Origin of the sequence: Bacillus sp. GbtcB10 (genome assembly GCF_019091365.1) — a bacterium.
In the GTDB taxonomy this organism is placed as follows: Bacteria; Bacillota; Bacilli; order Bacillales; family Bacillaceae; genus Bacillus; species Bacillus altitudinis.
On record NZ_JAGXJP010000002.1, the window covers coordinates 428,626 to 455,159 of the forward strand.

General features: G+C 40.7%; 26 protein-coding genes. 2 read left to right on the forward strand and 24 right to left on the reverse strand.

Annotation, left to right across the window (positions count from 1 at the left end; translation table 11 throughout):
* Positions 1-8 precede the first annotated feature (8 nt).
* From KVT11_RS07595 to degS, 9 genes are all read right to left on the reverse strand, one after another.
* Positions 9-491: a flagellar protein FlgN gene (locus KVT11_RS07595; protein ID WP_007499977.1), complete on the reverse strand. Its 483-nt coding sequence runs from the start codon at positions 489-491 to the stop codon at positions 9-11.
* Between the two features lie 18 nt (positions 492-509).
* Complete coding sequence (gene flgM, locus KVT11_RS07600) at positions 510-773, reverse strand: flagellar biosynthesis anti-sigma factor FlgM (protein WP_003213252.1); 264 nt, start codon at positions 771-773, stop codon at positions 510-512.
* 79 nt (positions 774-852) lie between these two features.
* A complete protein-coding gene (locus KVT11_RS07605; RefSeq protein ID WP_017357864.1) occupies positions 853-1,272 on the reverse strand; it encodes a TIGR03826 family flagellar region protein in 420 nt (139 codons plus the stop codon).
* 56 nt (positions 1,273-1,328) lie between these two features.
* The gene (locus tag KVT11_RS07610; protein ID WP_483297933.1) at positions 1,329-1,910 is read right to left on the reverse strand and encodes a ComF family protein; all 582 of its coding nucleotides are present in this window, start codon (positions 1,908-1,910) and stop codon (positions 1,329-1,331) included.
* A gap of 101 nt (positions 1,911-2,011) precedes the next feature.
* A complete protein-coding gene (gene comFB, locus KVT11_RS07615; protein ID WP_035701582.1) occupies positions 2,012-2,305 on the reverse strand; it encodes a late competence protein ComFB in 294 nt (97 codons plus the stop codon).
* Between the two features lie 64 nt (positions 2,306-2,369).
* Positions 2,370-3,749: an ATP-dependent helicase ComFA gene (locus KVT11_RS07620; RefSeq protein ID WP_210552476.1), complete on the reverse strand. Its 1,380-nt coding sequence runs from the start codon at positions 3,747-3,749 to the stop codon at positions 2,370-2,372.
* 119 nt (positions 3,750-3,868) lie between these two features.
* Positions 3,869-4,711, reverse strand: a complete 843-nt coding sequence (locus tag KVT11_RS07625) for a DegV family protein (RefSeq protein WP_024719242.1) — start codon at positions 4,709-4,711, stop codon at positions 3,869-3,871.
* Positions 4,712-4,922: 211 nt separating this feature from the next.
* Positions 4,923-5,612, reverse strand: a complete 690-nt coding sequence (degU, locus tag KVT11_RS07630) for a two-component system response regulator DegU (protein WP_008348273.1) — start codon at positions 5,610-5,612, stop codon at positions 4,923-4,925.
* Between the two features lie 64 nt (positions 5,613-5,676).
* Positions 5,677-6,852 carry a two-component sensor histidine kinase DegS gene (gene degS / locus KVT11_RS07635; protein ID WP_035389673.1) on the reverse strand — a complete coding sequence of 392 codons (1,176 nt, stop codon included), beginning with the start codon at positions 6,850-6,852 and terminating at the stop codon, positions 5,677-5,679.
* A 221-nt stretch (positions 6,853-7,073) separates the two neighbouring features.
* On the opposite strand from degS, the gene KVT11_RS07640 reads away from it, so the two are divergent.
* Positions 7,074-7,742 (forward strand): YigZ family protein, encoded by a 669-nt coding sequence (locus tag KVT11_RS07640; RefSeq protein ID WP_017357860.1) that lies wholly within the window; start codon positions 7,074-7,076, stop codon positions 7,740-7,742.
* The gene (locus KVT11_RS07645; protein WP_025208065.1) at positions 7,727-8,818 is read left to right on the forward strand and encodes an LCP family protein; all 1,092 of its coding nucleotides are present in this window, start codon (positions 7,727-7,729) and stop codon (positions 8,816-8,818) included. Before KVT11_RS07640 ends, KVT11_RS07645 begins: the two co-directional genes overlap by 16 nt.
* Positions 8,819-8,854: 36 nt before the next feature.
* On the opposite strand, the gene KVT11_RS07650 is transcribed toward KVT11_RS07645, so the two are convergent.
* The 15 genes from KVT11_RS07650 to KVT11_RS07720 form a co-directional block, all read right to left on the reverse strand.
* Positions 8,855-9,922, reverse strand: coding sequence for a glycosyltransferase family 4 protein (locus tag KVT11_RS07650; protein WP_007499956.1), 1,068 nt, complete (start codon positions 9,920-9,922; stop codon positions 8,855-8,857).
* A 134-nt stretch (positions 9,923-10,056) separates the two neighbouring features.
* Positions 10,057-11,304 carry a teichuronic acid biosynthesis protein TuaH gene (gene tuaH / locus KVT11_RS07655; RefSeq protein WP_051626178.1) on the reverse strand — a complete coding sequence of 416 codons (1,248 nt, stop codon included), beginning with the start codon at positions 11,302-11,304 and terminating at the stop codon, positions 10,057-10,059.
* Positions 11,273-12,028, reverse strand: a complete 756-nt coding sequence (gene tuaG / locus KVT11_RS07660) for a teichuronic acid biosynthesis protein TuaG (protein ID WP_135226382.1) — start codon at positions 12,026-12,028, stop codon at positions 11,273-11,275. The genes tuaH and tuaG overlap by 32 nt, the downstream gene beginning before the upstream one ends.
* Positions 12,029-12,052: 24 nt before the next feature.
* Complete coding sequence (gene tuaF / locus KVT11_RS07665; RefSeq protein ID WP_035389676.1) at positions 12,053-12,730, reverse strand: teichuronic acid biosynthesis protein TuaF; 678 nt, start codon at positions 12,728-12,730, stop codon at positions 12,053-12,055.
* Positions 12,731-12,791: 61 nt separating this feature from the next.
* On the reverse strand, positions 12,792-14,258 hold the full coding sequence (tuaE, locus tag KVT11_RS07670; RefSeq protein WP_210552222.1) for a teichuronic acid biosynthesis protein TuaE: 1,467 nt from the start codon (positions 14,256-14,258) through the stop codon (positions 12,792-12,794).
* A gap of 39 nt (positions 14,259-14,297) precedes the next feature.
* A complete protein-coding gene (locus tag KVT11_RS07675; protein WP_210552223.1) occupies positions 14,298-15,227 on the reverse strand; it encodes an NAD-dependent epimerase/dehydratase family protein in 930 nt (309 codons plus the stop codon).
* Between the two features lie 14 nt (positions 15,228-15,241).
* On the reverse strand, positions 15,242-16,579 hold the full coding sequence (gene tuaD, locus KVT11_RS07680; protein WP_046344599.1) for a UDP-glucose 6-dehydrogenase TuaD: 1,338 nt from the start codon (positions 16,577-16,579) through the stop codon (positions 15,242-15,244).
* A 75-nt stretch (positions 16,580-16,654) separates the two neighbouring features.
* Positions 16,655-17,839 carry a teichuronic acid biosynthesis protein TuaC gene (gene tuaC / locus KVT11_RS07685; RefSeq protein WP_210552224.1) on the reverse strand — a complete coding sequence of 395 codons (1,185 nt, stop codon included), beginning with the start codon at positions 17,837-17,839 and terminating at the stop codon, positions 16,655-16,657.
* The gene (tuaB, locus tag KVT11_RS07690) at positions 17,836-19,287 is read right to left on the reverse strand and encodes a teichuronic acid biosynthesis protein TuaB (RefSeq protein WP_210552225.1); all 1,452 of its coding nucleotides are present in this window, start codon (positions 19,285-19,287) and stop codon (positions 17,836-17,838) included. Before tuaB ends, tuaC begins: the two co-directional genes overlap by 4 nt.
* Positions 19,288-19,305: 18 nt before the next feature.
* Positions 19,306-19,965 (reverse strand): sugar transferase, encoded by a 660-nt coding sequence (locus KVT11_RS07695; RefSeq protein WP_008348294.1) that lies wholly within the window; start codon positions 19,963-19,965, stop codon positions 19,306-19,308.
* A 198-nt stretch (positions 19,966-20,163) separates the two neighbouring features.
* Positions 20,164-20,733, reverse strand: a complete 570-nt coding sequence (locus tag KVT11_RS07700; RefSeq protein ID WP_019743577.1) for a hypothetical protein — start codon at positions 20,731-20,733, stop codon at positions 20,164-20,166.
* A gap of 144 nt (positions 20,734-20,877) precedes the next feature.
* Complete coding sequence (locus tag KVT11_RS07705) at positions 20,878-22,368, reverse strand: N-acetylmuramoyl-L-alanine amidase (protein ID WP_046526689.1); 1,491 nt, start codon at positions 22,366-22,368, stop codon at positions 20,878-20,880.
* A gap of 140 nt (positions 22,369-22,508) precedes the next feature.
* Positions 22,509-23,999, reverse strand: a complete 1,491-nt coding sequence (locus KVT11_RS07710; RefSeq protein WP_024719256.1) for an N-acetylmuramoyl-L-alanine amidase — start codon at positions 23,997-23,999, stop codon at positions 22,509-22,511.
* A 22-nt stretch (positions 24,000-24,021) separates the two neighbouring features.
* Positions 24,022-26,130: a SpoIID/LytB domain-containing protein gene (locus tag KVT11_RS07715; RefSeq protein ID WP_116306307.1), complete on the reverse strand. Its 2,109-nt coding sequence runs from the start codon at positions 26,128-26,130 to the stop codon at positions 24,022-24,024.
* 25 nt (positions 26,131-26,155) lie between these two features.
* A complete protein-coding gene (locus KVT11_RS07720; RefSeq protein WP_110487142.1) occupies positions 26,156-26,479 on the reverse strand; it encodes a LytA in 324 nt (107 codons plus the stop codon).
* Positions 26,480-26,534: the final 55 nt, after the last annotated feature.

Genomic DNA, 26,534 nt, shown 5'->3' on the forward strand with positions numbered 1-26,534 from the left:
CTCCTTGTTTACGCCTTTGAATCAAACAAAGCCCTATGCTGTTTAGGCTTTGAACTCTCAAGACCATTTTGTCCGTAATTCATATTTTCTTTGTTAGGATTCACAAGATCGAATGTCAGTGAAATAAATTGAAGTGACTGCTGAATAAGCTGTTTGTTCAGTTCGTTTACATCTTTCAGTTCCACCATGATGTCATTCAGCTTCTCATATAACGAAATAAGCTCTTCTTGATCCGTTCCTGTAGCTTTTTCGATACAAGCGGTGATTGTCGGCGATTGATCACTTTGTAAAAATTGAACTGCTGCTTCAATCCGCTTTTCTTCTAATTGTGAAATGGCCTGAATATATTTTTGCTCAAGGTTCAGAACCTCTGAAAGAGCATCGATCTCGTTATTTTTCAGCATTTCTGTTTTATTCTTAGACAGCTTTAGAAGCTGTTCATGTAATCCGTAGAGACGGTGCAGTTCTTCAATCATTATTTTTACTGACATTCACGCTACTCCCTTTTGTTATTGTTGTTTATAAAAATTCAACATTTTATCTGCAATGCCTTTTGTATCTACTTGATATGTTCCGGCTTCAATGCTTTTTTTAATTTGGTCTATTTTATCTTGACGTTCTTTCATGATATTCGGCACCTTTTGCATTTCGATTGCCTTTTTAGAAATTTCGACTTTGTCAGTTGATTTTGCTTGATTCGATTGCAACGTTTGTTTCTCATATGTTTTCTTGTAAGGATTTACTGGTTGTGTTCCATATCGATTAATTTTCACGGGATTCCTCTCGCTTTCCGTTACAGTCTGTCTTGATTCTATCCATTTTATCGACCAAACTGCAACTTAGTTTAGGGAATCAGTCGTTTTTAGGATTAATGGCATAATAGGTGTCTTTTTTCCTAGATTCAATCTCCCTTTTACGCTCTTCTTCTTGGTCCATTTGGCTGATTTGCGTCTTTATATCCTTTTCACAATGGCTACACAGCTTGTTTTTCCTGATCGGTTGGCCGCATCTTTCACAAGGATAATTGATATTCGGGAATTGACTAATTTGAAGTCTTTTCAAACGGATAAATTTCAGGATTAATTCTTCATCAACTTCTGTTGCGTCTACTATTTCAGCAATGGTTGATTGTCTATTACTTTGCTTACGCAAGAATTTATAAACGATATCAAAAGAACGTTCTTCTTCTTCAAAGCATTTGTTACAAACCGTTTGGATGGTGGTTTTTAAAAATAACTGATTACATTGTGGACAGTTTGCCAATTGATTCATAACCAAAACCCCTTACGTTATTTTCTTTTCTTAATATCGGTTGATTGTCATGATTTTTAACTACGAATCAACGTAAAAGAGGAAACACTTTTGGCGCCTGCTTCTTTTAAAATTTTTGCTGCATGATAGACTGTCGCCCCAGTTGTATAAATGTCATCGATTAATACGACATCCTTTAGAACGATCGGGTTTGACTGCCTTAATTGGAACAAATTCTGTTGATGTAAACGTTCATTTTTTCTTTTCTTAGACTGCTTACTTTGATGTACTTTTATAAGTGGCTCCAATATAGGTCCGCCAATCATGGAAGCAAGCATCATTGACTGATTGAATCCTCTTTCCTTTAATCTCTCTTTACTCAAAGGAATTGGGACAAGGACCGGTTCTTTGATTGAAAAAGAACGTTTAAACGCTGACTGTACATCTTTTTTAAATAGATCAGCTAAAGCCGTATCACCTCGAAATTTAAATCGAGCTAGAATATCTTTCATAAAGTCGTTGTAAGCATAAACAGATCGATTCATCACAAGAATCTCAGCAAAATCCCATCGTTTATTCCACCTTGAACAATCCTGACACAATTGATCATTTGATTGCGCTCTTCCGCATTTGGGACAAGTAGGACCTTGAATCTTCATCAGGTGGTTCTTACATGCTACACATAAACGATCTTCATTTAATAGTAGGAATGATTTCCATGTAAAAGCAGCCACAAAATGGCTCTCACAAATTGGACAAATCAACGATTTTCTTTGTTCAACGGCAAATGATTTTCGCACCTTGGATATGTAGTGACCGTTGAAGCAGCTTCTGTCAGAATGACGAGCATCGCCGTATTTTTCTGTTTATCCACCATCTCGGATTTACTGTAGGATATTTTATCGATATCTGTTATATATTGCGGTTTCACTTGATTTAGAGAAATGGCTAATACATCTTCTATACATTTTTCACAATGACAAATCATGTTTAATTGGTTGAGATATTGATAGAGAATTTCTTTAAGTAGTATTTCTTTTGCGTTGAGTAGCATATTTTGTCTCTCCTGCCATTTGTGTTTTGTGAATATAATGTACCATGATTTAGTTGAACCCACACTATTTTTCAGAAAACTCTTTTTCAGCTGAATTATTCATTTTTACGATATGTTTCTTTGCTTGTTTCATACTTCTCGTTAAACCAAAATGAAAAAAGTACACGTCTCCGTTAAAAAAATCTGGATGTCTCCCTGTTCTACCAGAAATTTGGACAAGTGCACTTTCTGTAAAAATAGGAGATTCCGCACCTAATACGCCCACTTGAACATCTTGAATGGTAACGCCTCTTTCTAGAATAGTTGTTGTAACCAATACATCGTACCTATGATCTCTGAAATGCTGGACTTTTTGCTTCCTTTCTTGATCATCCGCAGAAACACCCTGTACATTTACATCCTGAACTTGAAGAATATGAGTTACCTTCTTCATAGTAGAAATAGAAGGAACAAAGAGTAACACTCTTTTTTTCTTTGTGATATGTTCATGCAGCCAGTTCATTGTAGATGCTGGAAGCCGATTTCTTTTTAATCTCTTTTTCCAATCTCCAACCCATTGAAATGTTGGGACAGGCAACGGTTTTTGGTGGAAGCGCAGAGGAATTTTGATCGCTTCTAATTGTCTACGAGCAACATCCTTTTGCATTTTTTTAGATGGTGTGGCACTTAAGTAAATTCTAACTCCTGTTTTTTTCATTGATTTTAAAACAGCAAACTGAAGCCGTTCATCCATTGAATAAGGAAAAGCATCGACTTCGTCTACAACGAGGACATCAAAAGCGTTTTTATATCTCATTAGCTGATGGGTTGTAGCGATCATAAGCGGTGCCATTTGAAATCTTTGAGAACTCCCGCCATAAAGTGCAGCTATATTCAGTCCTTGAAATGCCTTTCTCATTCGAGGTTCAAGCTCAAGTACAACATCGGTTCTAGGCGTCGCAATACAAACACTCATTCCGTTATTTAACGCATATTTTATTCCGTGAAAAAGCACCTCCGTTTTCCCCGCACCACAAACAGCCCAAACGAGCAGATCAAATTTGTTTTGGATTGCTTCTACTAGCCTATCGGACGCTCTCTTTTGCCCTTTAGAAAGCTCTCCCTGCCATGTTAATTCAACTTGTCTTGTTTCTTTCTTTTGTGGACCCGTCCATTCGTAGAGAAAGCCACATTCACTTACTTTTCCCAGCATGATGCAGGATCTACAGTATACACATTCTTTTTTACATGTTTCACACGGAGAGATGGCAAAGTAGCGCTTGTTTGATACACCGCACCGGCAGCAGATCAAACCACTCGCCACCCTATCGACAGCAGGTGTTCTATGGATAAATCCTTGATTCTCCAGCCACTCCAATTCGGACTGTGTACATTGACATTCAACAGGAAGAAGGTGCCTTGATTGTAGCTTGTGACTGAGTTCCATTGCTTTTTCCAGATTCAATTTCACGCACTACCTTTCCATTCATGTTGACCCATTATGTACAAAGAGAAGGCCTTTCGTCTAATTGTAAAAATAGAAAAACAAATCCCCTTTTCCATGAGAAAAGGGGATTTTGATATCTATCTGATGATCCAGCCAAGTGCTAAAGAGCCTTCGCCTAGATGAGTGCCAATCACGGCACCAAAGTAGCTTTTATAAAATTCAACATGAGGATACTTTTCTAATAAGTGCGCAATTAATTCATCTGCTTCTTCTTCTCTATTACCATGTATCAGAGTTGCTCTCATTGGAACACCACGTGATGCATCTTCATCAAATAATTCAAAAATACGTGAAATGGCTTTTTTGCGTGTACGAATCTTCTCAAAAGGGACAATTAGCTTGTTGTCAAAATGCAAGATAGGCTTTACCTTTAAGAGGCTTCCAATAAAAGCCTGAGCACCATTTAATCTGCCGCCACGTTGTAAATGAGTTAAATCGTCTACCATAAAATAAGCTCTTTGATTTTCTTTCAGATAATTGAGATGGGAAATCACTTCTTCTGGAGAAGCACCACCTTGGATTTTTTCAGCAGCTTCTAACACATAAAAACCTTGCGCCATACAGCTAGTCTCTGTATCAAACGGATAAATGTCGATTCCGTCAACTAGTTCATTCGCTGAGGCCGCACTATTGTATGTTCCACTAATTCCGCTTGACAGATGTATACTAATCACAGCATCATATGTTTCACTAAGTTTTTCATATAATTCTATAAGTTCACCGAAAGCAGGCTGAGAGGTTGTTGGAAGATCTTTATGTTTCTTGACTTCTTCATAATATGTCTTCCAATCCATTTCTACTTCTTCACGGTATGATTCAGTACCAAAGATGACATTCAGAGGGATCATATGAATATGATGTTTATCACGTAGTTCTTGTGGTATATAAGCAGTACTGTCTGTTACAACGGCTATTTTCATTCTTAAATACCTTCCTTATCCGTTAAGTTGCTTTTTAAAAAAGAATGATCATTGTTTTTCACTAGATTTATAATACTAATCAAAAAAGCTTGCCTAATCAATAGGCAAGCCCGCTATATCCGAAAAAGACTCCTTACCTGCCTATCATTGCTCTCTAACTTGAATGTGAGAGAACTAAAAACAGGCGAAAAAGGAGTACTTGTCCGGAACATTATCTCATTTCTACCCAGCCGTTTTTAATTGCTACAACAACAGCTTGAGTACGGTCATTTACATTCATTTTTTGCAAAATGTTACTCACGTGGTTTTTGACTGTTTTCTCACTAATAAAGAGCGACTCACCAATACCTCTATTGCTCTTTCCGTCAGCTAACATTTGAAGAACTTCACATTCACGTCTTGTTAAGATATGAAGTGGTCTGCGAATTTCAGGATATACCTCGTGCTGTGGATGTGCTGAAACGCCGCTTGTTGCTAAGCGTCGGAATTCATTTACTAAGTTATGAGTGACTTTCGGATGTAAATAAGAGCCTCCGTCAGCTACTACTTTTACTGCTTCAATGAGGGTATCTGCATCCATTTCTTTTAACAAGTAGCCTCTTGCTCCTGTTTTTAATGCATGTGTCACATAGTTTTCATCGTCATGAATAGATAGGATAATGACTTTTGATTCGGGATAAAGCTCTACTAGCTGTTTTGTAGCCTCCACACCATTTACATTCGGCATATTAATGTCCATAATGACAACATCCGGATGATAGTGTTCTACGATACGTGCAGCTTCGTCACCGTCGTCTCCTTCTGCAACTACTTCAAAAGTAGGTTCAAAATCTAAAATCCGTTTGACACCTTCACGGAATAATTGGTGGTCATCGATAATTACAATATTTACTTTAGTCACAAGCTACGCCTCCCCATGTTTATTGTTCTACACCTGAACTTTATGGTCAATATGTCTTTTGTCTCTATTTTACAATTTTATTTTGTAATGTTAACGGTACTCTAATCATGACGAATGTCCCTAGACCTATTTTTGAGTCTATGGTCATTTTACCTTCTAGTAAGTCTACGCGCTCTTTCATACCTAGTAACCCAAAGGATTTGTTTTTATTTGTTTTAACATCCTTCATATCAAAGCCTTTTCCATCGTCTTTGATAATTAAGGTTACAAAGTCTTTCGTCACTTCAACCTTCACAGAGATTTCTTCAGCTTCAGAATGCTTTAAAGAGTTTGTGACAGCTTCTTGAGCTAGTCTAAATAGTGCCACTTCAAATTGAGAAGCAATTCTTTCGCTTTCTGTATCACCTATGCACTGGAACGTAATTTTGGTTTTTCCATCATATTCTTCAATTGTGTTTAAGTATTTTCGAAGTGTCGGAATGAGACCCAAATCATCTAAAGCCATCGGTCTTAAATCATAAATGATTCTTCTCACTTCGTACAGTGCATTTCGCACATTCTGCCTTAGACTTCTAATTTCTTTAAAGCCTTCTTCTGTTCCACGGTCTCTAAAAATCCGTTCAATTAGCTCTGAACGCATCATCACGTTTGCCAGCATCTGAGCAGGTCCATCATGGATTTCTCGTGATACCCTTTTGCGCTCTTCTTCTTGGGCTTCAATAATTCTTAGTCCAAAATCTTGTTTTGCCTGAGCATCTTCAAGTAAAACACCGACCTGACGTAAATCTTGGTTCAAGTAGTTGAGGACGACCGTGATCTGGCTCACAAGCGTTTCTGAACGTTCAATGACGTCTTGTAAGCTTAACAATCGTCTTTCGAGATCATCTCTTCTTTCCCTCAGCTGTTTTTCGCGCTGCTGGATCATGGTCAATTCTACTTGCAGGTTATGTGCTTTTTCATAGGCTTCTCGTATTTCTTCTTCGCTGAATTTGTTGAAGTTTCTGCTGACCTCAGATAATCGATTTCTAGCATGTCTCGTATGTACTTCTAGTTTATCCCCAAAATCAATTACTTCGTTGACTTGCTGTTTAATTTGCTTAAGCTCTTCTACCAGGCTTTCATATTGTTGACGGGACTGTTCGCCGATTCTAAATACTTCGTCCTTACTGCCATCAACTGTACTTAGCATTTTCATGATGATTGAATCCAATAACTTCGGATCCATTTTAGGTGTTGTCATGGCTTTTCCCTCCCGTAACAGTGATGTCATCTTTTTTTATTATAAATGTCATTGATCTGCATTTTATGTCGAATTATAATGAAAGAATGCGTATAAATCATGAAATTTTTATGACGACCCTTTTTCCGCTCCTATCATCATAACAAAATACGCTGTAAAATTCTAAAACCAATGCAAATTTTCTCTAGCCTTACAATTTGCTTGTCAGGAGGGTATGTCTTTTGCTGAACCGCTATCTCACAGTCAAAAGCCGTGGCGAGCATGAGATCGTCATTGAAAAATCACGTTTTATTTGTCATATACAACGTGCTGTCTCAGAAGAAGAAGCACAAGCCTTTATACAATCCATAAAAAAACAACATTGGAACGCCACTCATAATTGTTCCGCCTATTTGATCGGTGAACATGATCTGATTCAAAAAGCAAATGATGATGGTGAACCAAGCGGTACGGCAGGGGTACCAATGCTTGAAGTGCTAAAAAAACGCAAGCTGAAAGATACAGTTGTTGTCGTCACTCGTTATTTCGGCGGTATTAAGCTAGGTGCCGGTGGATTAATTCGCGCGTACGGAAAATCTGTGTCTGAAGCAATTAATCATGTTGGTATGGTAGAACGCTGTTTAATGCGTACGATGCACACAACAATAGATTATACATGGCTTGGAAAGGTAGAGAATGAGCTTAGAGCCTCATCTTTTCAGCTAAAAGACATCCATTATGCAGAAGATGTGATTTTTGAAACGTATGTAGAAGAAACACAAACAGAGCAGTTCATTGAATGGATGACTGAGTTGACTAATGGAAAGAGTGTTACTAAAGAAGGCGAATTGATTTATTTAGAAAAGGACGTTGGTCCGATAAAGGAGACAGATGAATGGCACAACGAGTAAAAGTGCGTGTACGAAAGAAAAAGAGTAAGAAGAAAAAGATTTTCAAACGGATTCTGGTCTTATTTTTGCTTCTCTTCATCTGCATGGGCGGATTTGCAGTTTATAAGATTGTGAATACACTCCAAGCTGCTGACAAAACTTATGATGAATTAGAGCGCGGGGAGAAATCGAAACTCCGTGATGCTGTCATTGATATAAAGAAAAAACCTTTCTCTGTCCTATTTGTTGGCATAGAGGATTACGCCACAAATGGTGATCACGGCCGTTCAGATTCACTCATCGTCGCAACGATTAATCCTCAGGATAAAACGATGAAAATGGTCAGTATCCCCCGTGACACACGAGTACAGCTTGCTAGTGACACTACGGGAAATAAAGTAAAGATCAATGCGGCATTTGCTAAAGGCGGTAAAGACGAAACGATTGAAACTGTCGAACAATTCTTGCATATCCCAATTGACAAATATGCAACAGTGGACTTTGACGGTTTTAAGGATGTCATTGATGAAGTTGGGGGAATCGATATAGACGTTCCATTTGACTTCAATGAAAAAAGTGACGTCAAAAAATCGAAAAAGATTTACTTTAAAAAAGGGAATATGCATTTAAACGGGGAAGAGGCACTTGCTTACGCGCGAATGAGAAAACAAGATCCACGTGGTGATTTCGGGCGTAACGATCGTCAGAAACAAATCTTACGTGCCATGATTGATCAAATGGCGAAACCTCATAACATTGCAAACGTGGATAATATCGCAAAAGAAGTAAGTGATCATATAACAACCAACTTCCGCATCACAGAAGGACTTGCTCTACAGCAAATTTACAGTGGTTTCAAAGGAGACGATACTGAAACATTATCTATTAAAGGATCAGACCTTTATCTAGGACCAAATCGAACATACTTCTTTGAGCCAGATCAAACCAACTTGGCTGAGGTGCAAAATGAGTTAAGGACACATTTAAAGCTTCCTGCTGAGTCATCATCTGAAACAGATTCACAAACAAATCCAGCCTCTGGTGAAACAGGAACAACTGATACCACGACTCCTTCGAGCAATACAACAGGACAATAATAAAAACAGCCCGCCTTCCGAGGAACGGGCTGTTTTTTATTGTCTTTTGACCATACGTTTGTAGAATTTCGTAAATGGTTTAAACTCTTCGTTCACCAAACCAGTGACTTCAGCGATAACTTGCATAAACATGACCAGTAAAAAGATAATGATCAATGACAGCCAAATGGTGGCACTTGTCAGCAAAATCGCGCTTAAGCTGAAGACTAAACCAATCATGTAAATCACAATCACTGCCATTCGATGTGATAAGCCAAAGGCCATCAGTCGATGATGGATGTGTGATTTGTCAGGTGCTGAGATAGGCTGTTTATTCAATATTCGTCTTATGATCGCAAAGGTCGTATCAAAAATAGGCACACCTAAAATAATTACAGGGACAACAACACTAAACAAAGTAACACTTTTGTACAATCCTAAAAGTGACAGGACCGAGATCATATAGCCTAAAAATAACGACCCTGTATCACCCATAAATATTTTTGCTGGATGGAAGTTATAAAAAAGAAAACCGATGGTACTGCCAATGACGACAAGAGATAACGAAAGAATCAGGATCTTGTCCGCAGAAAATGCCATGACGGCAATCGTGGTTAAACCGATAACCGAAATTCCGGCAGCCAGTCCATCTAATCCGTCAATTAAATTGATCGCATTTGTAATCCCAACAATCCATAGTACAGTCAGGGGATACGCCATCCATCCTAACTCCAGTCGATCTGTTAAGAAAGGAACTGAGAAAAAGTCCATTTTTAAGCCTGTGCTCACGATTAAGCAAGCAACGAGAACTTGCACAAGAAATTTAAATTTTGCACTTAAATTATATTTATCATCAAATATACCTAAAATGACGATGAGTACAGCGCCAACTGATATAGCTGTAATTTTATTATGTAGAAACAGCCCGCCTGCTAGTGCTCCAGCCGCTACCCCAATAAAAATCGCCAAACCGCCCATTCGAGGCATTACTCTATCATGAACTTTTCGTTTATTCGGCTGGTCCACTGCACCAATCTTAATTGCAAACTTTTTGACGATTGGTGTCACAATTAAAACTGTAGCCAGAGAGACAAAAAACGCTAATAAGGCGCGTTCGTAATCCATAGGTCAGTCTCCTTCTAAATTGAAATCTGTATTTTGTATATTGGCCGCTCTTTCCATTATACAATTGAATATAGGATGATCACAAGCTCCCCCTAAGAAGAAGAAACAAATAAAAACGCACAATCCTGAATGAATTATGCGTTTTCTTTAATATTCGTTAATTCCACCATGTTTGTGAACAGTGCGTGCCAATCTTTTTTCATTGCCCGGCTTTGTCTTAGATGTCTGCATGTCATGTCATCTTTTTTACTGATCACTTTCTGGCAGGCTTCTACGAAGAGAGCTGGATCTTCGCCCTCTACATATTCATACACATCATTCTCTTTTAGCCTTTCCGTTGATGGAAGATTTAAACCAACAACAGGGATTCCGGCAGCTAAAAATTCATACAGCTTGAGCGGAAAAACCGCTTGATTGTAAGGAGACTGTTTGTATGGCATCATCCCTACATCAATTAATTTCATATAAGCAGGCACTTCTTCTGGTGCGACTGCTCCTGTCCATAGGACATTGGGCAGTTTGAGTGCATGCTGAAAAGATGGATCTCCATTCGTTCCATCCGGACCGACAAATAAAAATGTCCAATCTGGCTGCATGCGAGCAGCTTGAGCGATCAAGTCAAAATCGAGCTTCGGCTTGATCCCACCTATAAAGCCAAGAACCGTTCCCTCTCTTCCCTCTAGCACGTCTTCCCTGCTAGGGAGGTTGCTTTTTGCAAACACATCATACTCGACGCCATTTTCCACTGTAAAGACATCTTTCGGTTCACCCATGAGCCTTTTTTTGATTTGATCATGTAAGTATTGTGAAGAGCATGTAATGCTGTGTGCATATTTAATAATGCGGTTTTCTGCTTTTACAATGACTCGCTGTCTCATATAAGAAAGAATGTTGTTTTTTCCGCTGATGGGCTCTCCCCACAGGTCACTGCAATCATACACAATATGTTTCCATTCAAATAAAGAAGATAAGAGCGGAAATCCCGGAAACGTATACCATAAACAGACGGCTATGCCCTGCTTTTCTTCTTGACGCAAATGCTCAAGAAGAGGAGATAATTTATGAAAATAAAACATATCTTGATAACGGCCAAAGCGAAAAAACTTGCTCTTGAGCACATCAGGAATGGTCATTTGCTTCATTCGATCCGTTATAGGCTGAAAGGGAGTTGAATGACGAGTGGAAGATGGGCATACCCAGATGACCTCTTTCGTTTCTGGATCAGATGCAAGAAATTCCGCCAGTCGATGCCGTCTGTACCTTAAGCCATCGTGGCCCCATTCTCCCGTTGCGACAATCACATGTATGATCGAGTCTGCTTTCACCTTTATCACCTTTTTTCCCTTCTGTTTATAAACGCTTTTTGACAGCATTTGTGGCATAGTGCATAAAACACCAAGATGCTTTCACAAAATGAAGCTGCTCAATTTCTCTATAGACAAACCATGTTTTTTTCGCTGCTTTCCACTTGTTACTAGAAATCGAGTTTCCCACGATGCGATATTCACTGAGCGGCTCACTCATTCCATAGGCAGTAAATCCTTTTTTTAAAATAGAGAGCCATGTGGCTAAGTCCTGCCTTGTTCGAATGTTTGGCATTTCCACGTGTCCTACTTGTTGAAGATCGAGCATCACCGTCAAACAGCCGATAATCGTATTTTTTAAAGCTTCATTGTAGTTCAACTGAGCCGGCGCTGTGACGGTTTTTTGTAACGGCTCTCCATTTTCTGAAATGATGTCATATGCCGTGAAAGTAAAGGCATGATCATTTTCTAACATAAACTTGACCTGCTTTTCGAGCTTTGTCTGTTTCCAAATATCATCGCTATCTAAAAAAGCGATAAAGCGGCCTTTCGCCTGTTTGATGGCTGTGTTTCTAGCAATAGCGGCTCCCCCGTTTTCCTCTAAATAAATGACGTTGATTCTGTCGTCCGTCTGACTTAATTCCCCTAACAACTTCCTTGTGCCATCTGTTGAGCAATCATCTGCAATGATCAGCTCCCAGTTGGAATAGGTTTGGGCAAGGACGGAATGAACTGTATCCGTTAAATAACGTTCCGCATTATACGCCGGTGTAATAATTGATACTAACGGTTGATTGTTCACCTAAGACTCATCTCCAGTTCATCATTAAGATTCTTTGAACACTTCAGGTAACACCACAAACATAAGCGAGATGCTAAGGCCAATGACAAGTCCAAGCAGTGCTCGTTTTTTCGCTGACATCCCTTTGTTCCCTTCATCAAGTACTTGGGCAGGATCGACAATCTTTGCCTGCTTCATCCCGAGCTTTGTCGATTCCAATTCATATAAAAATCGTTCTTTATCGACTTTGGAGTCATTGCTGACAGATTCATCTTCAAGAGCGGATAGTCTTCTTTCAATGACTTGCTGTCTTTTCGTAAATAAGGCTTTGTCCTGCTTTAAAAATGTATCTGACACTTGTTTCACTACCGCCAAAGCTCGAGCTTGATCAGCATCTGTAAACGACAACTGCAATTGTGTATCGGACTGGTTCGTGAGAATCAAACGATTTTTCACATCCTGCCTTTCTTCTTCCTTTACATCACGGAGTGCTTGATTCAGAAATGCATCACTTTTTAATAGAGATGTCACTTCTTCCATATTGTTATACACACCGTCGTCATATTTCCCAAGCGTCAAGGTCACAGCAGCTGTGTAACTAGACTGTTCTACTGTCCCCTTGGCAAAAAAGAAACCAAAAGCAGCCAATACAACGGGCAGCAGCACAAGCCATACGATATATTTTTTCATTCGCTTCCCTATTCTTAACATAAAACCAGACATGCTCATTCTCCCAACATTGACGTATTTGCTTTTTCACTAGTGTAGCCATACAAACTCAGCATCACACGTTTGCCCACGGCTTGAAGCGCTGTTTATTTTTCATGATATTGACCGCTGCGATCACTAGACCTAGAAACACCCAGTGGAAATATAAATTCGAGACCGAACTCGGACTGATACTTGAGACGAGAAAGCTCAGCATGGCAGCAAATAGACCTTCAATGATCATCTTGGCTGATCTCGTGTCAGCCAATTGGTATTGTTTGTACAGTGAGAACATGAGATAGGCATACACTGAGATATAACCTAGCATGACGGCAAACCCAAAATTCGTCATCACCTCTAGCAGCCAATTGTGAACTTCGACGACCTGATCTGTATCAAAGATAGAAAAGTGAGCTAAGTAATAAGACACATTGCCCGCTCCGACTCCGAAGCCATATGAATTCGTAAAGAAATGCCAGGCGTTTTTGATTAAATTCGCCCGGGCAATGTTGGACGGAAGTGGTTCGCTAAAAGAATGAGCGACCTGAGAAGCGAGAAACAAGTCATCAAAGACAGAATAGATTTTGGCTGAAAAAATGGCGATACAGATGATACCAAGCCCGCCTGCTGCCATGATGGACCACTTTTTTAAAAAGCGAGGCATCAGTAGCCATACATAGATGACCGCTCCAGCTAATATGCCAAGCAAGCTGGCGCGCGATTCTGTTAACAAAATGAGATACAGCGCTAAGATGGCTCCTAGTAATCCGAACGCTTTGATATAACCATTTTTCATTTGGCGCATACACGCCACATATAAGAAAAAGCTAATAGATAAAAACGTCGCAAAGTCATTTTGGTTAAAGAAGACAGCCGTAGGATAGTGCTGTTTGTACGCTGGTCCAAGATACAATGAGGTATTCGGTAAATGATTCAAGGTCAAGTGATTATAGAACCCGATTCCCATCACAAATACAGTCATGACTAGCCAAATACTATAAAAAGTCACGATCTGATCCATTCGCTGAATGTACATGACTACAAGAAAGACAAAACCCATTCCCATCGCAAGAAGAGACATATATTTCAGGCCGTCTGTGACCGAATGAGCCCAAAGCAGTGAGATGAGCCCGTAAAGAAACCATGCAGCGAAAAAACCAAGAATGCCTTTAACACGAATTTGCTGCCACTGGGATATGTACGTTCCTTTGTCTCTCATCCGCCATATGAATAAAGCAAAGACAGCCAAGAGCATGATGCGGTAGAGAAAGAGACTAAAGAACCCAACACTAATAGAGAAAAAAGCATTATTGAGAAATGTTAATGCAATTAAAAGGTAAATGGCTGACATGAATATGTGTTCACCATTCATGTAGAGCTTCATACATATAGCAGCCGCTATGAGCACCACAATCAAAACCGGAATGACCACCATCTTCTTTAACCCGATAGGCTGCGTGGATGCCATTTGTACAAGCCCGATACCTGCTGCTAATAACATACATCCGATCATGATTTGCCATGCTGTTTGTTTCACACTCATACCTATTTTCCTCCTAAGCAACCCATCCGATTTGAGGGATTAAGCCTTTACTTCCTGTTCATAGTAGGAAATGGTACGAGCCAAACCTTCTTGTAAACTCACAACAGGCTCCCATGTTAAGACTTGTTTCGTTTCCTCATTTTCCAATGTACTATGCACAATATCTCCTGCACGCTGAGGCTTATAAATCGGTTCAAGATCTGATCTTGTGACTCGCTTCATCGTTTGAAACAGCTCATTCACCGTGATGGAATGACCACATGAAATATTTAAACAAACGTTTGATTGAGCGGTTAAAGCTGCAACATTCGCTGCGGCTAGATCGCCTACATAGATGAAATCTCTTGTTTGTTCCCCGTTTCCGAAGATGAAAGGTGCCTCATGCTTTGCAAACTTATCAGAAAAAATTGAGACAACACCGCCTTCACCACGTGCGTCTTGGCGCGGACCATATACATTGCTGTACCGCATAATACAATAGTCCACATCATAGAGTGATTTTGCCATGTGTAAGTATCGTTCAACTGTCAGTTTCGACAAGCCATAAGGTGAACCAGGCTGCAGTGGATGAGCTGTGTCGACCGGCAGATAGACTGGGTCTCCATAAACTGCTGCCGATGAGGCAAACACCACTTTCTCTACCCCGGCTTCAGCCGCTGCTTTGATCACATGCAGCGAGCCTTTAATATTGACCTCTTCGTCGTAGACGAAATGTTGAACCGAAACGGCTACACTCACTTGCGCTGCAAGATGAATGATATAATCTGGTGAAATGTGTTTGATCAAATCGACCGTTTCTGATTTTGTGACATCTGCTTCAATGCATTGTACGGATAGATGAGCGATATTTTCCTTCGATCCAGTTGAAAAGTTGTCAAGAACGATGGGCTCATAACCTTTCTCTAATAAAGCCTCTACCGTATGAGATCCTATAAATCCACTTCCCCCAGTTACCAATACTTTCTTCATCCAAGTTCCCCCTATTATTGTGCCTTCGATACCAATTCTGTTTCCCATACGCCTGGGCGGCCGATGGACTGGTAAATAAATCCTCTCTCTTTCATTTCTGCTGGATCAAACAAATTCCTTCCATCAATTAAAATGGGAGAACGAAGCAGCTGCTTGATCTGATCTTTATCCATCTTCTGTACGTCATCCCATTCCGTTAAGATGAGACAAGCATCTGTATCTTTCACTGTTTCATAGAGATCATTGCTGAAGACCGCCTGCGGGCCAAGCTCTCTTTCTGCTTCTATATAAGCAATTGGATCATAGGCTTTGACAAAAGCTCCGAGCTCTCTCAGCATTGGGATAATATCTAGTGCTGGTGCTGAACGCATATCGTTTGTATTTGGTTTAAATGCGAGCCCTAAAACGGAAATCGTTTTTCCTTTAATATCACCGAACACACTCATCAGTTTGCTGACAAGATGGGCTCTTTGGTGGTTGTTTGTTTCAATGACAGATTCGATCAGCTTGAACCGGTAGCCAGCTGTTTCGGCAATTTTGAGAAGAGCCATCGTATCTTTTGGGAAACAAGAACCACCAAATCCAATGCCTGCTTTTAAAAATTTATGCCCGATCCGGCTGTCTAACCCAACGCCTTCGCTGACTTTTTCCACATCAGCACCAACTCTCTCGCAAATGTTCGCAATGTCATTGATGAATGAGATTTTTGTGGCGAGCATGGCATTTGCCGCATACTTAATCATTTCTGCACTTTCTAGATTGGTCTCAACCACTTCTGTTTGAAACGGATCATGCAATTTTTTAATGATCGTGGATGCATGTGCACTTGTAGAGCCAATCACCGCTCTCTCCATATTCATCGTATCTTGAATAGCTGAACCTTCCCGCAGAAACTCTGGATTGGAGACGACGTCAAATGGATATTTACTGCGTGAAGCCTTTTGAACAATGGCTTGAACAAGACGTCCTGTTCCAACTGGCACTGTGCTCTTATTCACGATGATTTTGTAGCCATTCAGGTGTTCCCCAACCGTTTGAGCCACAGCTTTCACGAATGTTAAATCCGCTTCCCCCTGAGGTGTCATTGGTGTTCCTACCGCAATATAAATAATCTCTGATTCTCGAATTGCAGCGGGAATATTGGTTGTAAAACACAATCTTCCCTCTTCTGTATTCTTCTCAATCAATTCCTTTAAGCCCGGTTCATAAATTGGAACGAGACCGCTTTTTAAGCTGTTGATTTTTGATTCGTCGATGTCACAACATATGACGCGATTTCCGATATCAGCAAAACAAGTACCCGATACTAACCCGACATATCCTGTTCCAATCACAGCAATTTTCTTCAACATGTTTCATCCTCTCAGTAAAAGCATATTGGTCGTTCCAAACTGTTTATCTATCAGTCTTTGCACATTTCATCCTGTTTAAACGGTGGATGTTGATTGATTCAGCACCTTTTCATATTGCTGAATCAGGAGCGTAGCATTATGTGATGATGAATAATCTGTATGGACGATGTGGTGAAGATCGTTCTTCACTTGCTCGTTCCATCTGTTTTCATAAAGATAAGCGTGAATCGCTTCTTTTAGCTGACTCGTTGAACGCGGTTCAATGAGCAGATGTTGATAGGTAGAAAATAGTGATGGGAGACCACCAACCCGTGTTGCGATGACAGGCAGTTTTAAAGCGAGCGACTCAAGGACGACAGTCGGCATTCCTTCACTGTAGGATGGAAGGGCAAACAGGTCAGCTGCCATTAAATAATGTTTGACTTGTTCATTCGGCACCTGCCCCGGGAGTATAATGGATTCTCCCGCCCGTTCGGCCAGCTCCTTTGCGAGGGGGCCTTTTCCGACAAAGACGGCTTTTACACCCTCCATCCCGCTGACAGCTTCCGCTAATTCAAGCAAACCTTTCTCTTTGACTAAACGGCCGACAAAAACGACGAGCTTGTCGTGAAGCGGTAAACCAATCTGCTTTCTGATGGCTGTTTGATCCTCTGGTGTTCTAGAAAATGACTTGATCGGAATTCCCAGCGGAAGACATTGTGCATCCACCTCTGTCATGTCATGTGTTTTCTTTGCCAGCTCTTCACTCACTGTGAGAACAGCAGACGCCTGTTTTACTGCTGCTTTAAAGGCTGCAAGCGCCCCTTGGCTATAGGTTGGATAGACGTTCACATCACTGCCGTGTAAGGTCAGAAGATAAGGGATGTTTGCTTCCTTTTTGATCACAGCTGCTGCGCCGCCAGACGGCATGGCAAAGTGCGCATGGATGAAATCCGGTGACAGTTCATAACGCTCCATTGCGCGCAGGACAGAAGCTGCGATTCGTTTACTCGGCTGAGCCCATTTTAGCTGTCCAGGCAGCGCTGTATAGAGCGGTCTGTAAACCGGCACGCCGCACCTCACTTCCTGCTCGGGAAGATCTTTTCTCTGACGATAGGAAGCTTTAAGCATCCGTAAGATAGGCGGATTGACAGGAGTAGGACAAATCACGCTCACTTCTACGCCTTTTTTGACCAGCTCCTGCACTTGCGTTTCATGGAAGACGCCTTCACTTGGATGTTTTTCACTAGGATATACACTTGTCAGCCATAGCACCTTCATGACGAACGACCTCTTCTCCATAATTTCCCTGCCATCTGCGGATACATTTTGACAAGTAGCAAGCTATATAAAGCCGCACTTAAACCAATCGTCAGTAGTAATTGAAGCAGTATATCCGCTGATATCAGCTTCATCCCTTGATGAACAGCCACTGCGCAGCCGGCCATTAACAACGTCATGACAGCAGGCTTTACGAGTGATTTTACATACACCTTCATATCTAGCTGAATGACATAAGCCATCAGCCACCTGCCGACAATGAAGTTCAGCAGGCTGACCCCTGAGTAGACCCAAGCTACAGTCAATAGACTGCCAGTATGGACTCCTGCATATAAGGCGCATCCATATACGATGAGCATGCCTGTATCCCAATAAAAAGCTAAGTCAGCTCTCCCTTTTGCAAGAAGGATGGAACCATTTGGATTCATCAGCACACGAAGTAGACCAACAATGCACAAAATATTCAAAACCGGGACCGCCACTAGCCATTTCTCTCCAAACACCACTTCTATAAAGCTATCTGATACGGCAGCAAGACCGATGAGTAGTGGAAAACTAATGAGTGCAAGCATATTCGTCATGCTGAGGAAGCCCTCACGCAGCCTAGAGTGATCACGCTGACTTTTTGCGAAAACTGGGAAAGCCACTCTCGTCACAATCGGGTTAATTTTCAGCACCGGGATTGTGACGATTTGATAAGCCAGGCTGTAAATCCCTAATGCTTCTGCTCCAAGGAACCGTCCAATTAAAATCATGTCGATATTTGAGCCTGCCCGATTGACGAGCCTTGACGAAAGCTGGAAAGCCCCGAAGGAGAAAAACTCTTTCACTTCCCCTAATGCGAAAACGGGTGCTGGGCGCCACTTCTTCCAATAAGCCGCTGCATACATGAGACCTTTTCCTGATTGAAGCAGCACTTGAGAGACCACATAGGCCACAATTGGATTGATAAAAAAGGCTAGGATAAGTAGAACAATCAGCGAAATGATCGTCGCTATCGTCTCAATCGTACTTAAGGTTTTAAAGGCTAAATCTTTCTGCATCATATATTGGTATTGCTGACCAATTGGTGCAATGAGAAACATGATTGATAATAACTTGAGCAAGCCTTCCAGCTCAGGTCTGGCATAAAAGGCGGCAATCAAGGGACTTGCAAGGATCAATACACAAAACAAGAGAATTCCCGTCAGCAAGTTGATCCAATATAATGTAGATAATTGACGTTCCGTCGTTTGTTCCTTTTGAATGATCGCAGCACCGATACCTAGATCAAGTAAAATCTGTGTAAATATTGTGACAGTTGTGATCATGCCAACGAGTCCAAATTCTTTCAGTGACATTACGTTTCCTAAAAAGGCGAACTGTGCAATTTGGATGATGGTAATGATCAATGCGGACAAGCTTGTCCATTTTGCTCCGCCCAGCAGGCGATTTTTCATACTTGCCATTTCTCTTCCCTACTTTACTTATCTGGCTCCGTCACCAGTCACGATGACTTTTAACGTTTTTACCATAATCTTCGTGTCGAGAGAAAATGTCAAGTTTTGAATATACTGTAAGTCATGTGATAATTTTTCACTTGGACTCATTTCATATCCCCCATTTACTTGAGCAAGACCAGTCAGCCCTGGCTTCACTGTCAGTCTTTTTGTAAAGCCTGGAATCGTCCGATTAAATTCGGCAGTAAACATAGGTCTTTCAGGACGTGGACCTACAATACTCATTTCTCCTTTTAACACGTTGATAAATTGCGGCAGTTCATCAATTCTTGTTTTTCTGATGAATGCCCCCACTTTGGTGATACGAGGGTCATTTTTTTGCGCCCATTTCGCTCCTCCGCTTTCTGCGTTGGTTCTCATCGATCTGAGCTTCCATAATTTAAAGTAGACACCGTCTTTTCCGACCCTTTCCTGCATATAAAAGGCTGGCCCTGGTGTTTCTAGCTTAATTAGAAGGGCAAACAGTAAAATGATTGGCGTACTCAACATCAATCCGATGAACGAGAACACGACATCTATGAAACGTTTTGCAAATAAATATCGAACCATATGTTCTGTTAAAGCAAAAGAGTGGTTTCGTCTCACTTCATATTCTCTGTAAAGGTTCATCGCTTTCTCTGCGCTCACTGACCTGCACCTCACCATTCAAAGTAGTTGTTGTGTAAAGAGATGTTCTATGAAAGTCAGTTTAGCAGAGCAACATTAAGCAAATGTAAATGGGCTGTTAAGTCTTGTAAAAGTGTGTTAAGAATGTGCCCTTATATCAAGTTATGCCCTTTTAAACGTAAAAAAGACCCGCATTTCTGCGGGTCTACGTGTCTTTTTTTATTTTGCCTTTACGGATTCGATCGTCTTCAGTCTAAGCGTTCCGTTTGCATCTTTTGTATAAGTTACTTTCACTTTTGATTCTTCTTTTAGGCTGTTCACTTGTTTAGAAAATGTATTTCCGAATTGAATGGCTACTTCTTTTCCATCAATGTTGACAGCAATTGTATGTCCATCAGCCAAACCGACATATGTGCCTTCTTTGGTGACTTCATTTTTCTTCGTTGTAGATTCTTTTTTTGTTTTAGATTCAGCTTTTGACTGATCATTTGTCGTTTCTTCTTTTGTGATTTCCTTACTTGAGCTTTCTTTTGCATCTTCATCAGATTGACCTGCTTGGTCTTCTGTTTGAGCAGCTGTTTCTTTGCTTTCATCATCTGCTTTTTCACTTGCAGACTTGTCTTCCGTCTTTTCGTCTGTTGCATTTTCTTTCTTTTGATCTGCTGCTTCAGTTGTTTCTTTTTTGCTGTTATCCGTATTGTTATCGTTTGACTGATTTGATGTGCCGCATGCTGTGAGCATTACTCCTAGAAGTAAGACTAAAAACGGCATTGTGATTAATTTTTTCAAGATCGTCACCTCTTCATGATTTGTCGATTTGCTGTCATTGGAAGGCAAATACGTGAAAAATCCACCCTCTATGTTTCGATTATAACAAAAATAACCTGAAATGAAATGTATTTTTAACTTGACATATCATTCATCCGATCTATTTTATTCAAAATATTGAGATACACCTGCTGCGATTCCTGAAGCCAGCCGCTCCTTGGCAGTCGTTGATTTTAATATACTGGCATCAATCGGACTGGTTACGAACCCCGTTTCAAGCAAGATGCTGGGCATTTTTGAATACTTGATCACGTAGAATCCTGCTGTCTTCACACCGCGATCTCTTGTGCCAAGGGCTTTCACCATCTGGGGCTGTACCTTTTGTGCCAGCCTTAAACTATTGGCCGAAGCATACGTCGCATCATAATACGTTTCTGTTCCATTTGCACCGCTATAATCATTTGCATTGGCATGGATGCTGATGAACACATCCGCACCAGCCTGTGATCCTTTGCTTACACGTGTTTGCAAGGAATCAAATGTATCAGATGTTCTAGACATGACCGTCAGCGCACCCGCTTGTTTGAGCCTTGCTTGCAGTTTTAACGCGACATCCAGATTAACGTTTTTTTCAAACAGCCCATTTCCTACCGCTCCAGCATCCTGTGCACCATGACCTGGATCAATAAAGATGGTTTCACCTAACACATGATTTTTCAGCTGTGTGATCACACTGGTTCGTATGGTTGATGTTCCGCCCAACACTGTAAATGTTGAAATCTTTTTAGACCCAATGACACGACGAATCGCATCTGGCACAGATTGAGCATCTGTAAGAAGAAGGGTTTGCCCTTGCTTGGCTGCCGTACTTGCCGCAGCTGCCGCATCGGCATATGCATAGCCGTTACTCATATACGTTTGGGTTGTCTTCATCGGGTATGTTTTCGCAATTCGGGCTGCCACTTCATACCGATTAGCTCCACTGATTCTCACGGGTGATGGCAGCTTTTGATAGGCTGCTTGATTGACACTTGTTTCCCCGCCAATCACAATCGTCCGTTTCACCGCTTTGCTTTTTAATAGATTGGCTGTTTCCTGCCGCAGCCCTTTTGCATCGGTTAATAAAATAGGAAAGCCTTGTTTTGCAGCATACGGAGCAATCGCCACAGCATCTGCATAAGCAGAACCATTCACAATCACAGCTGTATCAACACTCTTCATTTGCTTAGCAACGTTTGCCGCCAAATCATATCGATTCTTTCCTTGTATTCGCAATACGGATAGATTCATTGCTTTTAGCTGCGCTACGACTTTTTGCGAAATGCTTGCGGTTCCGCCAAGAATGATGACACGCTTCGTTTTCAACTGCTGAAGACCTGACTTAGTTGCACCTGAAAGACTGCTAGTATTCGTTAACAGCACTGGGGCTCCTTGCTGAAAGGCATACGGCACAGCACTTAGCGCATCAGCATAAGCATCACCGCCTACTAAAACAACTGTAGGTGCTGTCGACCAGCCACGTTTTGCAGCGTTAACTGCCACCTCATATCGATTACTTCCCTCAATCTTCGATACATTGTGCTGCGCAAATGCTGATGGTGCATATAAACATAGTGAAACCACAATTAAAACAAAACATTTGATATAAGAACGCATGAAGTCAACCTCCTTGGTTTTGAACCCTTCATCATGGAACCCAGGAAACACTTCATGTACTTTTGAAAAAAGGCTGCCGAGAGTCGTTTCTCGAGCAGCCTAAGAGGTGTATCTTAGGCACCCCTCATCTGTATGTTTTCTTATCTAAAATAGCCTGAAACACCGCTTGAAATACCTGACGCCAATCGATCTTTATAAGTAGCGGATTTCAAAATATTTGAATCAACTGGACTGGAAACAAAACCAGTTTCTAAGAGAACACTTGGCATCTTAGAATATTTAATGACGTAGAAGGCAGCTGTCTTCACGCCACGGTCTCTTGTGCCTAATGCACTGACCATTTTAGGCTGAATATTTTGCGCAAGCTTCAAGCTGTTTGTTGCCGCATATGTTTTGTCATAATACGTTTCAGTTCCATTTGCACTGCTGTTATCATTTGAGTTCGCATGGACACTGATGAAGATATCTGCATTTGCTGACGCACCTTTGCTCACCCGTGTTTGAAGACTGTCGAATGTGTCTGATGTTCTTGACATCGTCACAAGTGCACCTGCGTTGTTTAACTTTGTATTTAGACGTTTGGCTACATCTAAGTTTAAGTTCTTCTCATATAATCCGTAGCCTACCGCTCCTGAATCATGAGCGCCATGACCTGGGTCAATGAATACTTTTTTGCCAACGACAGGATTTTTCAATTGATTCACGACAGTTGGTGTCACTGTATTTGTACTGCCAACGACAGTAAATTTGGTGATTTTTTTGCTGCTAATCGTCGCTCTTGTTACCTTTGGCAGCGTCTTTTCATTCGTTAGGAGCAATGCTTTGTTTTGCTTTGCTGCAATTCCTGCCGCAGAAGATGAAGTGGCATAGCCAAACCCTCTTCCTACATAGGTATTATTTGTGCTCATATTGTATTTTTTCACAATATTCGCAGCCACGTCATAACGAGTAGAGCCTTTGATTCGCGTTGGAGATTTTAATTGATTATAAGCTGCTTTTGTGACGTAATTCTCTCCGCCTACGACAATGGTTTGTTTCACATTGCTTGCTTTTGCAACAGAAGCGATTTCAGAACGAAGGCCCTTTTTATCTGTATATAGAATTGGGAACCCTTTTTGTGCCGCTACAGGTGCAATGGCAATTCCATGTGCATAGAATGACCCTTCAACCACAACGACGCCAGCTGGCGTTTTCATTTTTTTCGCGATATTTGCCGATAGCTCATATCGGTTTTTTCCTGAAATACGTTGTGTAGAGATGCCCATTTTCTTTACTTGATTGACCACGTTGTTTGACACACTTGATGTGCTGCCTAAAACAATAACTGTCTTCGTTTTTAAAGCCGTTAAGGCTTTTTTTGTATCTCCAGAAAGGCTTGTACTATTTGTGTAAAGAACTGGTCCATTTTTTTGATGTGCCAGTGGAATTCCTGCTGTTGCATCTGCATATGCAGTTTTCCCCACTAAAACAACTGTACTTGCTGTTCCCCATCCTTTTTTCGCTACGTTTGCTGCTACAGCATACCGGCTCCCACCATCAATTCGGGAGACCGAGTTATCTGCTGAAGCTGTTGGAACAATAACGAAAATGGCGATGAGGCTGAGGATGGCTGTTTTGATCATTGAGCGCATCTTCTAAGTCCTCCTTTTATTCTTAATAGTTTGTTAGTTTTGTACCTGGATAGTAGAACGAAAGTATGGAAGAATACGAGTTTCCAGATTCAGCTCTAGCTTTGGCGCCGTATTGACTCATACCAATGCCGTGACCATAGCCTTTTCCTGAAATCGTGAAATCATTTGTATTATTCTTTACTGACGCAAACGTACTTTTCACCTTTGTTGCGCCCATGACTGTTCTAAACTCTGTCATTTTCATACTTGCCGTTGTACTTTTGTTCACTGTATACGTACCTGTTTTGTTTTTCAGATGGTAATTCAGCTTGATTGAAACGGTCTTCGCACGCTGACCTTTTGTTTTTCCTGAGAATGTCAGGCTTGAAATAGATGCAATTCTCATGTCAGATGCAGCTGTTTCTTTATTTTTCAACAGCCATGATTTTAGACCAGCAAGGTCGGCAGCATTGGCTTCTTTTGCCTTAGACCACTCAGAAGCTGCTGTACTTGCAGTCAACGTAGTACCTAATTGCTTTTTAGACAACTTCAGTGTCCACGCATTGACAGGATCTTTTGTGTCTTTTTTGGCGACTAAGTATGGCAGTGCATTCCCCCACACTTCTTCACTCGCCTCAGTGTATCCGCCATTACTAGAATAATAGGTGGCTGAAATAAGTTGATTGTTGTATTTCAGAACCTTGCCTTTTGTGGCATCCACAGCTTTTGTCGAATTTGTGTACCAGTTATATCCTCCATATACTTGGAAGGCTGTTGTATCAGGTACGACTTTTCCAATACTTTTCACTGAATACGTTCTAGCGGCAACAGCTTGTGCTTTTAATGCCTCAACATGCCAGCTTGCAGGCATTTCGTTTGGCACAACACCTTTTAGATAGTCTTCAAATGGAATATTTTCATTAGTCGGCCTGATATATCCTGATTCAATAGCAAAGTTGACGTTACCTAAGTAAGGCTTCCCTGCGATTTGAAGGACATTTTTGGTTGAATATTTCTCAGGAACAACTCTTACTGTGTTATATGTCTTAATGCCTTTTAATGAAATTTTTCCGTTAGAAATATTCAATTGGTAGTTTTGATTTTTTTTCAGATAGACTTGTTTGGCTAAAGAATTTTTTAAACTATCTGTAATCGCACTTGTGCTACCAGCAAGATGGTAAGCATATGTACCTTTTTCTTTCAGCAATGCTTTTAATGACGCTGTGACAGAATCCGGCTTCACATACACAACGGTACTGTTAGATTTTGCAGCCAATTGCGACAAAGGCATTGCATAAATATAGCTAGAGGCTTTTGCCAAGTACACTTTATCTGCATTAATGTTTAATTTTTTAATGATATTCACAGATAATTCATAGCGATTGGCACCGCTGATTCGTGTCACCTGTGAGGTTTTCTTGATTTGATTTTCTACTTTTTGTCCCGTACTTTTTGTACTGCCGATGATAATGACTTTACTTGGCATTTTATATGACGGAATGGAATCTTTTTTTGTTAATAGGATTGGGTATCCTTTTCTCGATGCATAGGATGCAATTGCAATCCCATTCATGAATGAATTCCCGCCGACAACAATTGCTTGCTTATAGTTACCCATTTCTTTGGCGATTTTTTGGGAAATTTCAAATTTGTCTTTCCCACTAATGCGTCTCACTTTTCCATACTTTTTGATTGATTTCTCAGCAGCTGTTGAAATACTTTTTGTATTCCCGACAATTAAGATGTTATCAGGATTCATTTTTTTCAACTGATTTTCGGTTGTTTTCGTTAGCTTTTCAATGTTCGTGTACAAAATTGGGGCGCCTAATTTGTATGCTAACGGCGATACAGAAATGGCATGATCAAAAGCATCTCGGCTCACAATCACAACGGTTGAAGGATTTTTCCATCCTGCAGAAGCAATACTATTGGCTACTTCGTAACGATTTTTGCCGTCGTATCTTTTCGTCACAGCGACATTTGATCCTGATAGTTTGTATTCCCCCGTTGTTGAGAAATCCATGCTGTTTTTGTTTCCGATATAATTAGACAGTTTTACTGAAATTGTCGAGCTGGCCATGGCAGACTGAAAAGGTGCAATTAGTAGTGTCAGTGTCATGAGAACGATAAGTGTAATGCCTGTTTTCTTCAATTTTGTTCATCCCGCCCATCTTTTTTTACTTCTGTTTTTCAATCTTTTGAATTTCTTTTTGACCTTTGTCATTGATAAAGTAAGAGATTTCTACTTTGTCACCTGGTTTAAATTCATTTAATACATCTTTAAAATTATCCGTAAATTCATAGCTTAAGGTCGTATTCACTTTTTTTACTTCGACTGTATGTGCATCAGCCATTCCAATAAATTCAGCTTTTTCTTCCAGCACCTGAGGAGTTGAACTGCTTGTCTTGTTTTCTCCTGAGGATTGCTCAGCCGTTCCACATGCTGTGAGCAAGATACCGAGTAGTAGTATTAAGAACGGTAAAACGACGATTTTCTTCATTTTTTTCACCTCATGTCTTTGTATCGTCTTATAACTTAATATTTTAAGGTAAATT

Excerpts from the sequence above, each read along its gene's own strand:
- KVT11_RS07595 (WP_007499977.1), bottom strand. The coding sequence starts at position 491 with ATGTCAGTAAAAATAATGATTGAAGAACTGCACCGTCTCTACGGATTA.
- KVT11_RS07705 (WP_046526689.1), bottom strand. The coding sequence starts at position 22,368 with ATGCGTTCTTATATCAAATGTTTTGTTTTAATTGTGGTTTCACTATGT.
- tuaB (WP_210552225.1), bottom strand. The coding sequence starts at position 19,287 with ATGGCAAGTATGAAAAATCGCCTGCTGGGCGGAGCAAAATGGACAAGC.
- KVT11_RS07610 (WP_483297933.1), bottom strand. The coding sequence starts at position 1,910 with ATGAAGATTCAAGGTCCTACTTGTCCCAAATGCGGAAGAGCGCAATCA.
- tuaF (WP_035389676.1), bottom strand. The coding sequence starts at position 12,730 with ATGTCTGGTTTTATGTTAAGAATAGGGAAGCGAATGAAAAAATATATC.
- KVT11_RS07720 (WP_110487142.1), bottom strand. The coding sequence starts at position 26,479 with ATGAAGAAAATCGTCGTTTTACCGTTCTTAATACTACTACTCGGTATC.
- tuaD (WP_046344599.1), bottom strand. The coding sequence starts at position 16,579 with ATGTTGAAGAAAATTGCTGTGATTGGAACAGGATATGTCGGGTTAGTA.
- degS (WP_035389673.1), bottom strand. The coding sequence starts at position 6,852 with ATGACAACACCTAAAATGGATCCGAAGTTATTGGATTCAATCATCATG.
- KVT11_RS07625 (WP_024719242.1), bottom strand. The coding sequence starts at position 4,711 with ATGAAAATAGCCGTTGTAACAGACAGTACTGCTTATATACCACAAGAA.
- KVT11_RS07710 (WP_024719256.1), bottom strand. The coding sequence starts at position 23,999 with ATGCGCTCAATGATCAAAACAGCCATCCTCAGCCTCATCGCCATTTTC.
- KVT11_RS07605 (WP_017357864.1), bottom strand. The coding sequence starts at position 1,272 with ATGAATCAATTGGCAAACTGTCCACAATGTAATCAGTTATTTTTAAAA.
- KVT11_RS07645 (WP_025208065.1), top strand. The coding sequence starts at position 7,727 with ATGGCACAACGAGTAAAAGTGCGTGTACGAAAGAAAAAGAGTAAGAAG.
- tuaH (WP_051626178.1), bottom strand. The coding sequence starts at position 11,304 with ATGCCACAAATGCTGTCAAAAAGCGTTTATAAACAGAAGGGAAAAAAG.
- KVT11_RS07650 (WP_007499956.1), bottom strand. The coding sequence starts at position 9,922 with ATGGATTACGAACGCGCCTTATTAGCGTTTTTTGTCTCTCTGGCTACA.
- KVT11_RS07675 (WP_210552223.1), bottom strand. The coding sequence starts at position 15,227 with ATGAAGAAAGTATTGGTAACTGGGGGAAGTGGATTTATAGGATCTCAT.
- tuaC (WP_210552224.1), bottom strand. The coding sequence starts at position 17,839 with ATGAAGGTGCTATGGCTGACAAGTGTATATCCTAGTGAAAAACATCCA.
- comFB (WP_035701582.1), bottom strand. The coding sequence starts at position 2,305 with ATGCTACTCAACGCAAAAGAAATACTACTTAAAGAAATTCTCTATCAA.
- tuaE (WP_210552222.1), bottom strand. The coding sequence starts at position 14,258 with ATGAGTGTGAAACAAACAGCATGGCAAATCATGATCGGATGTATGTTA.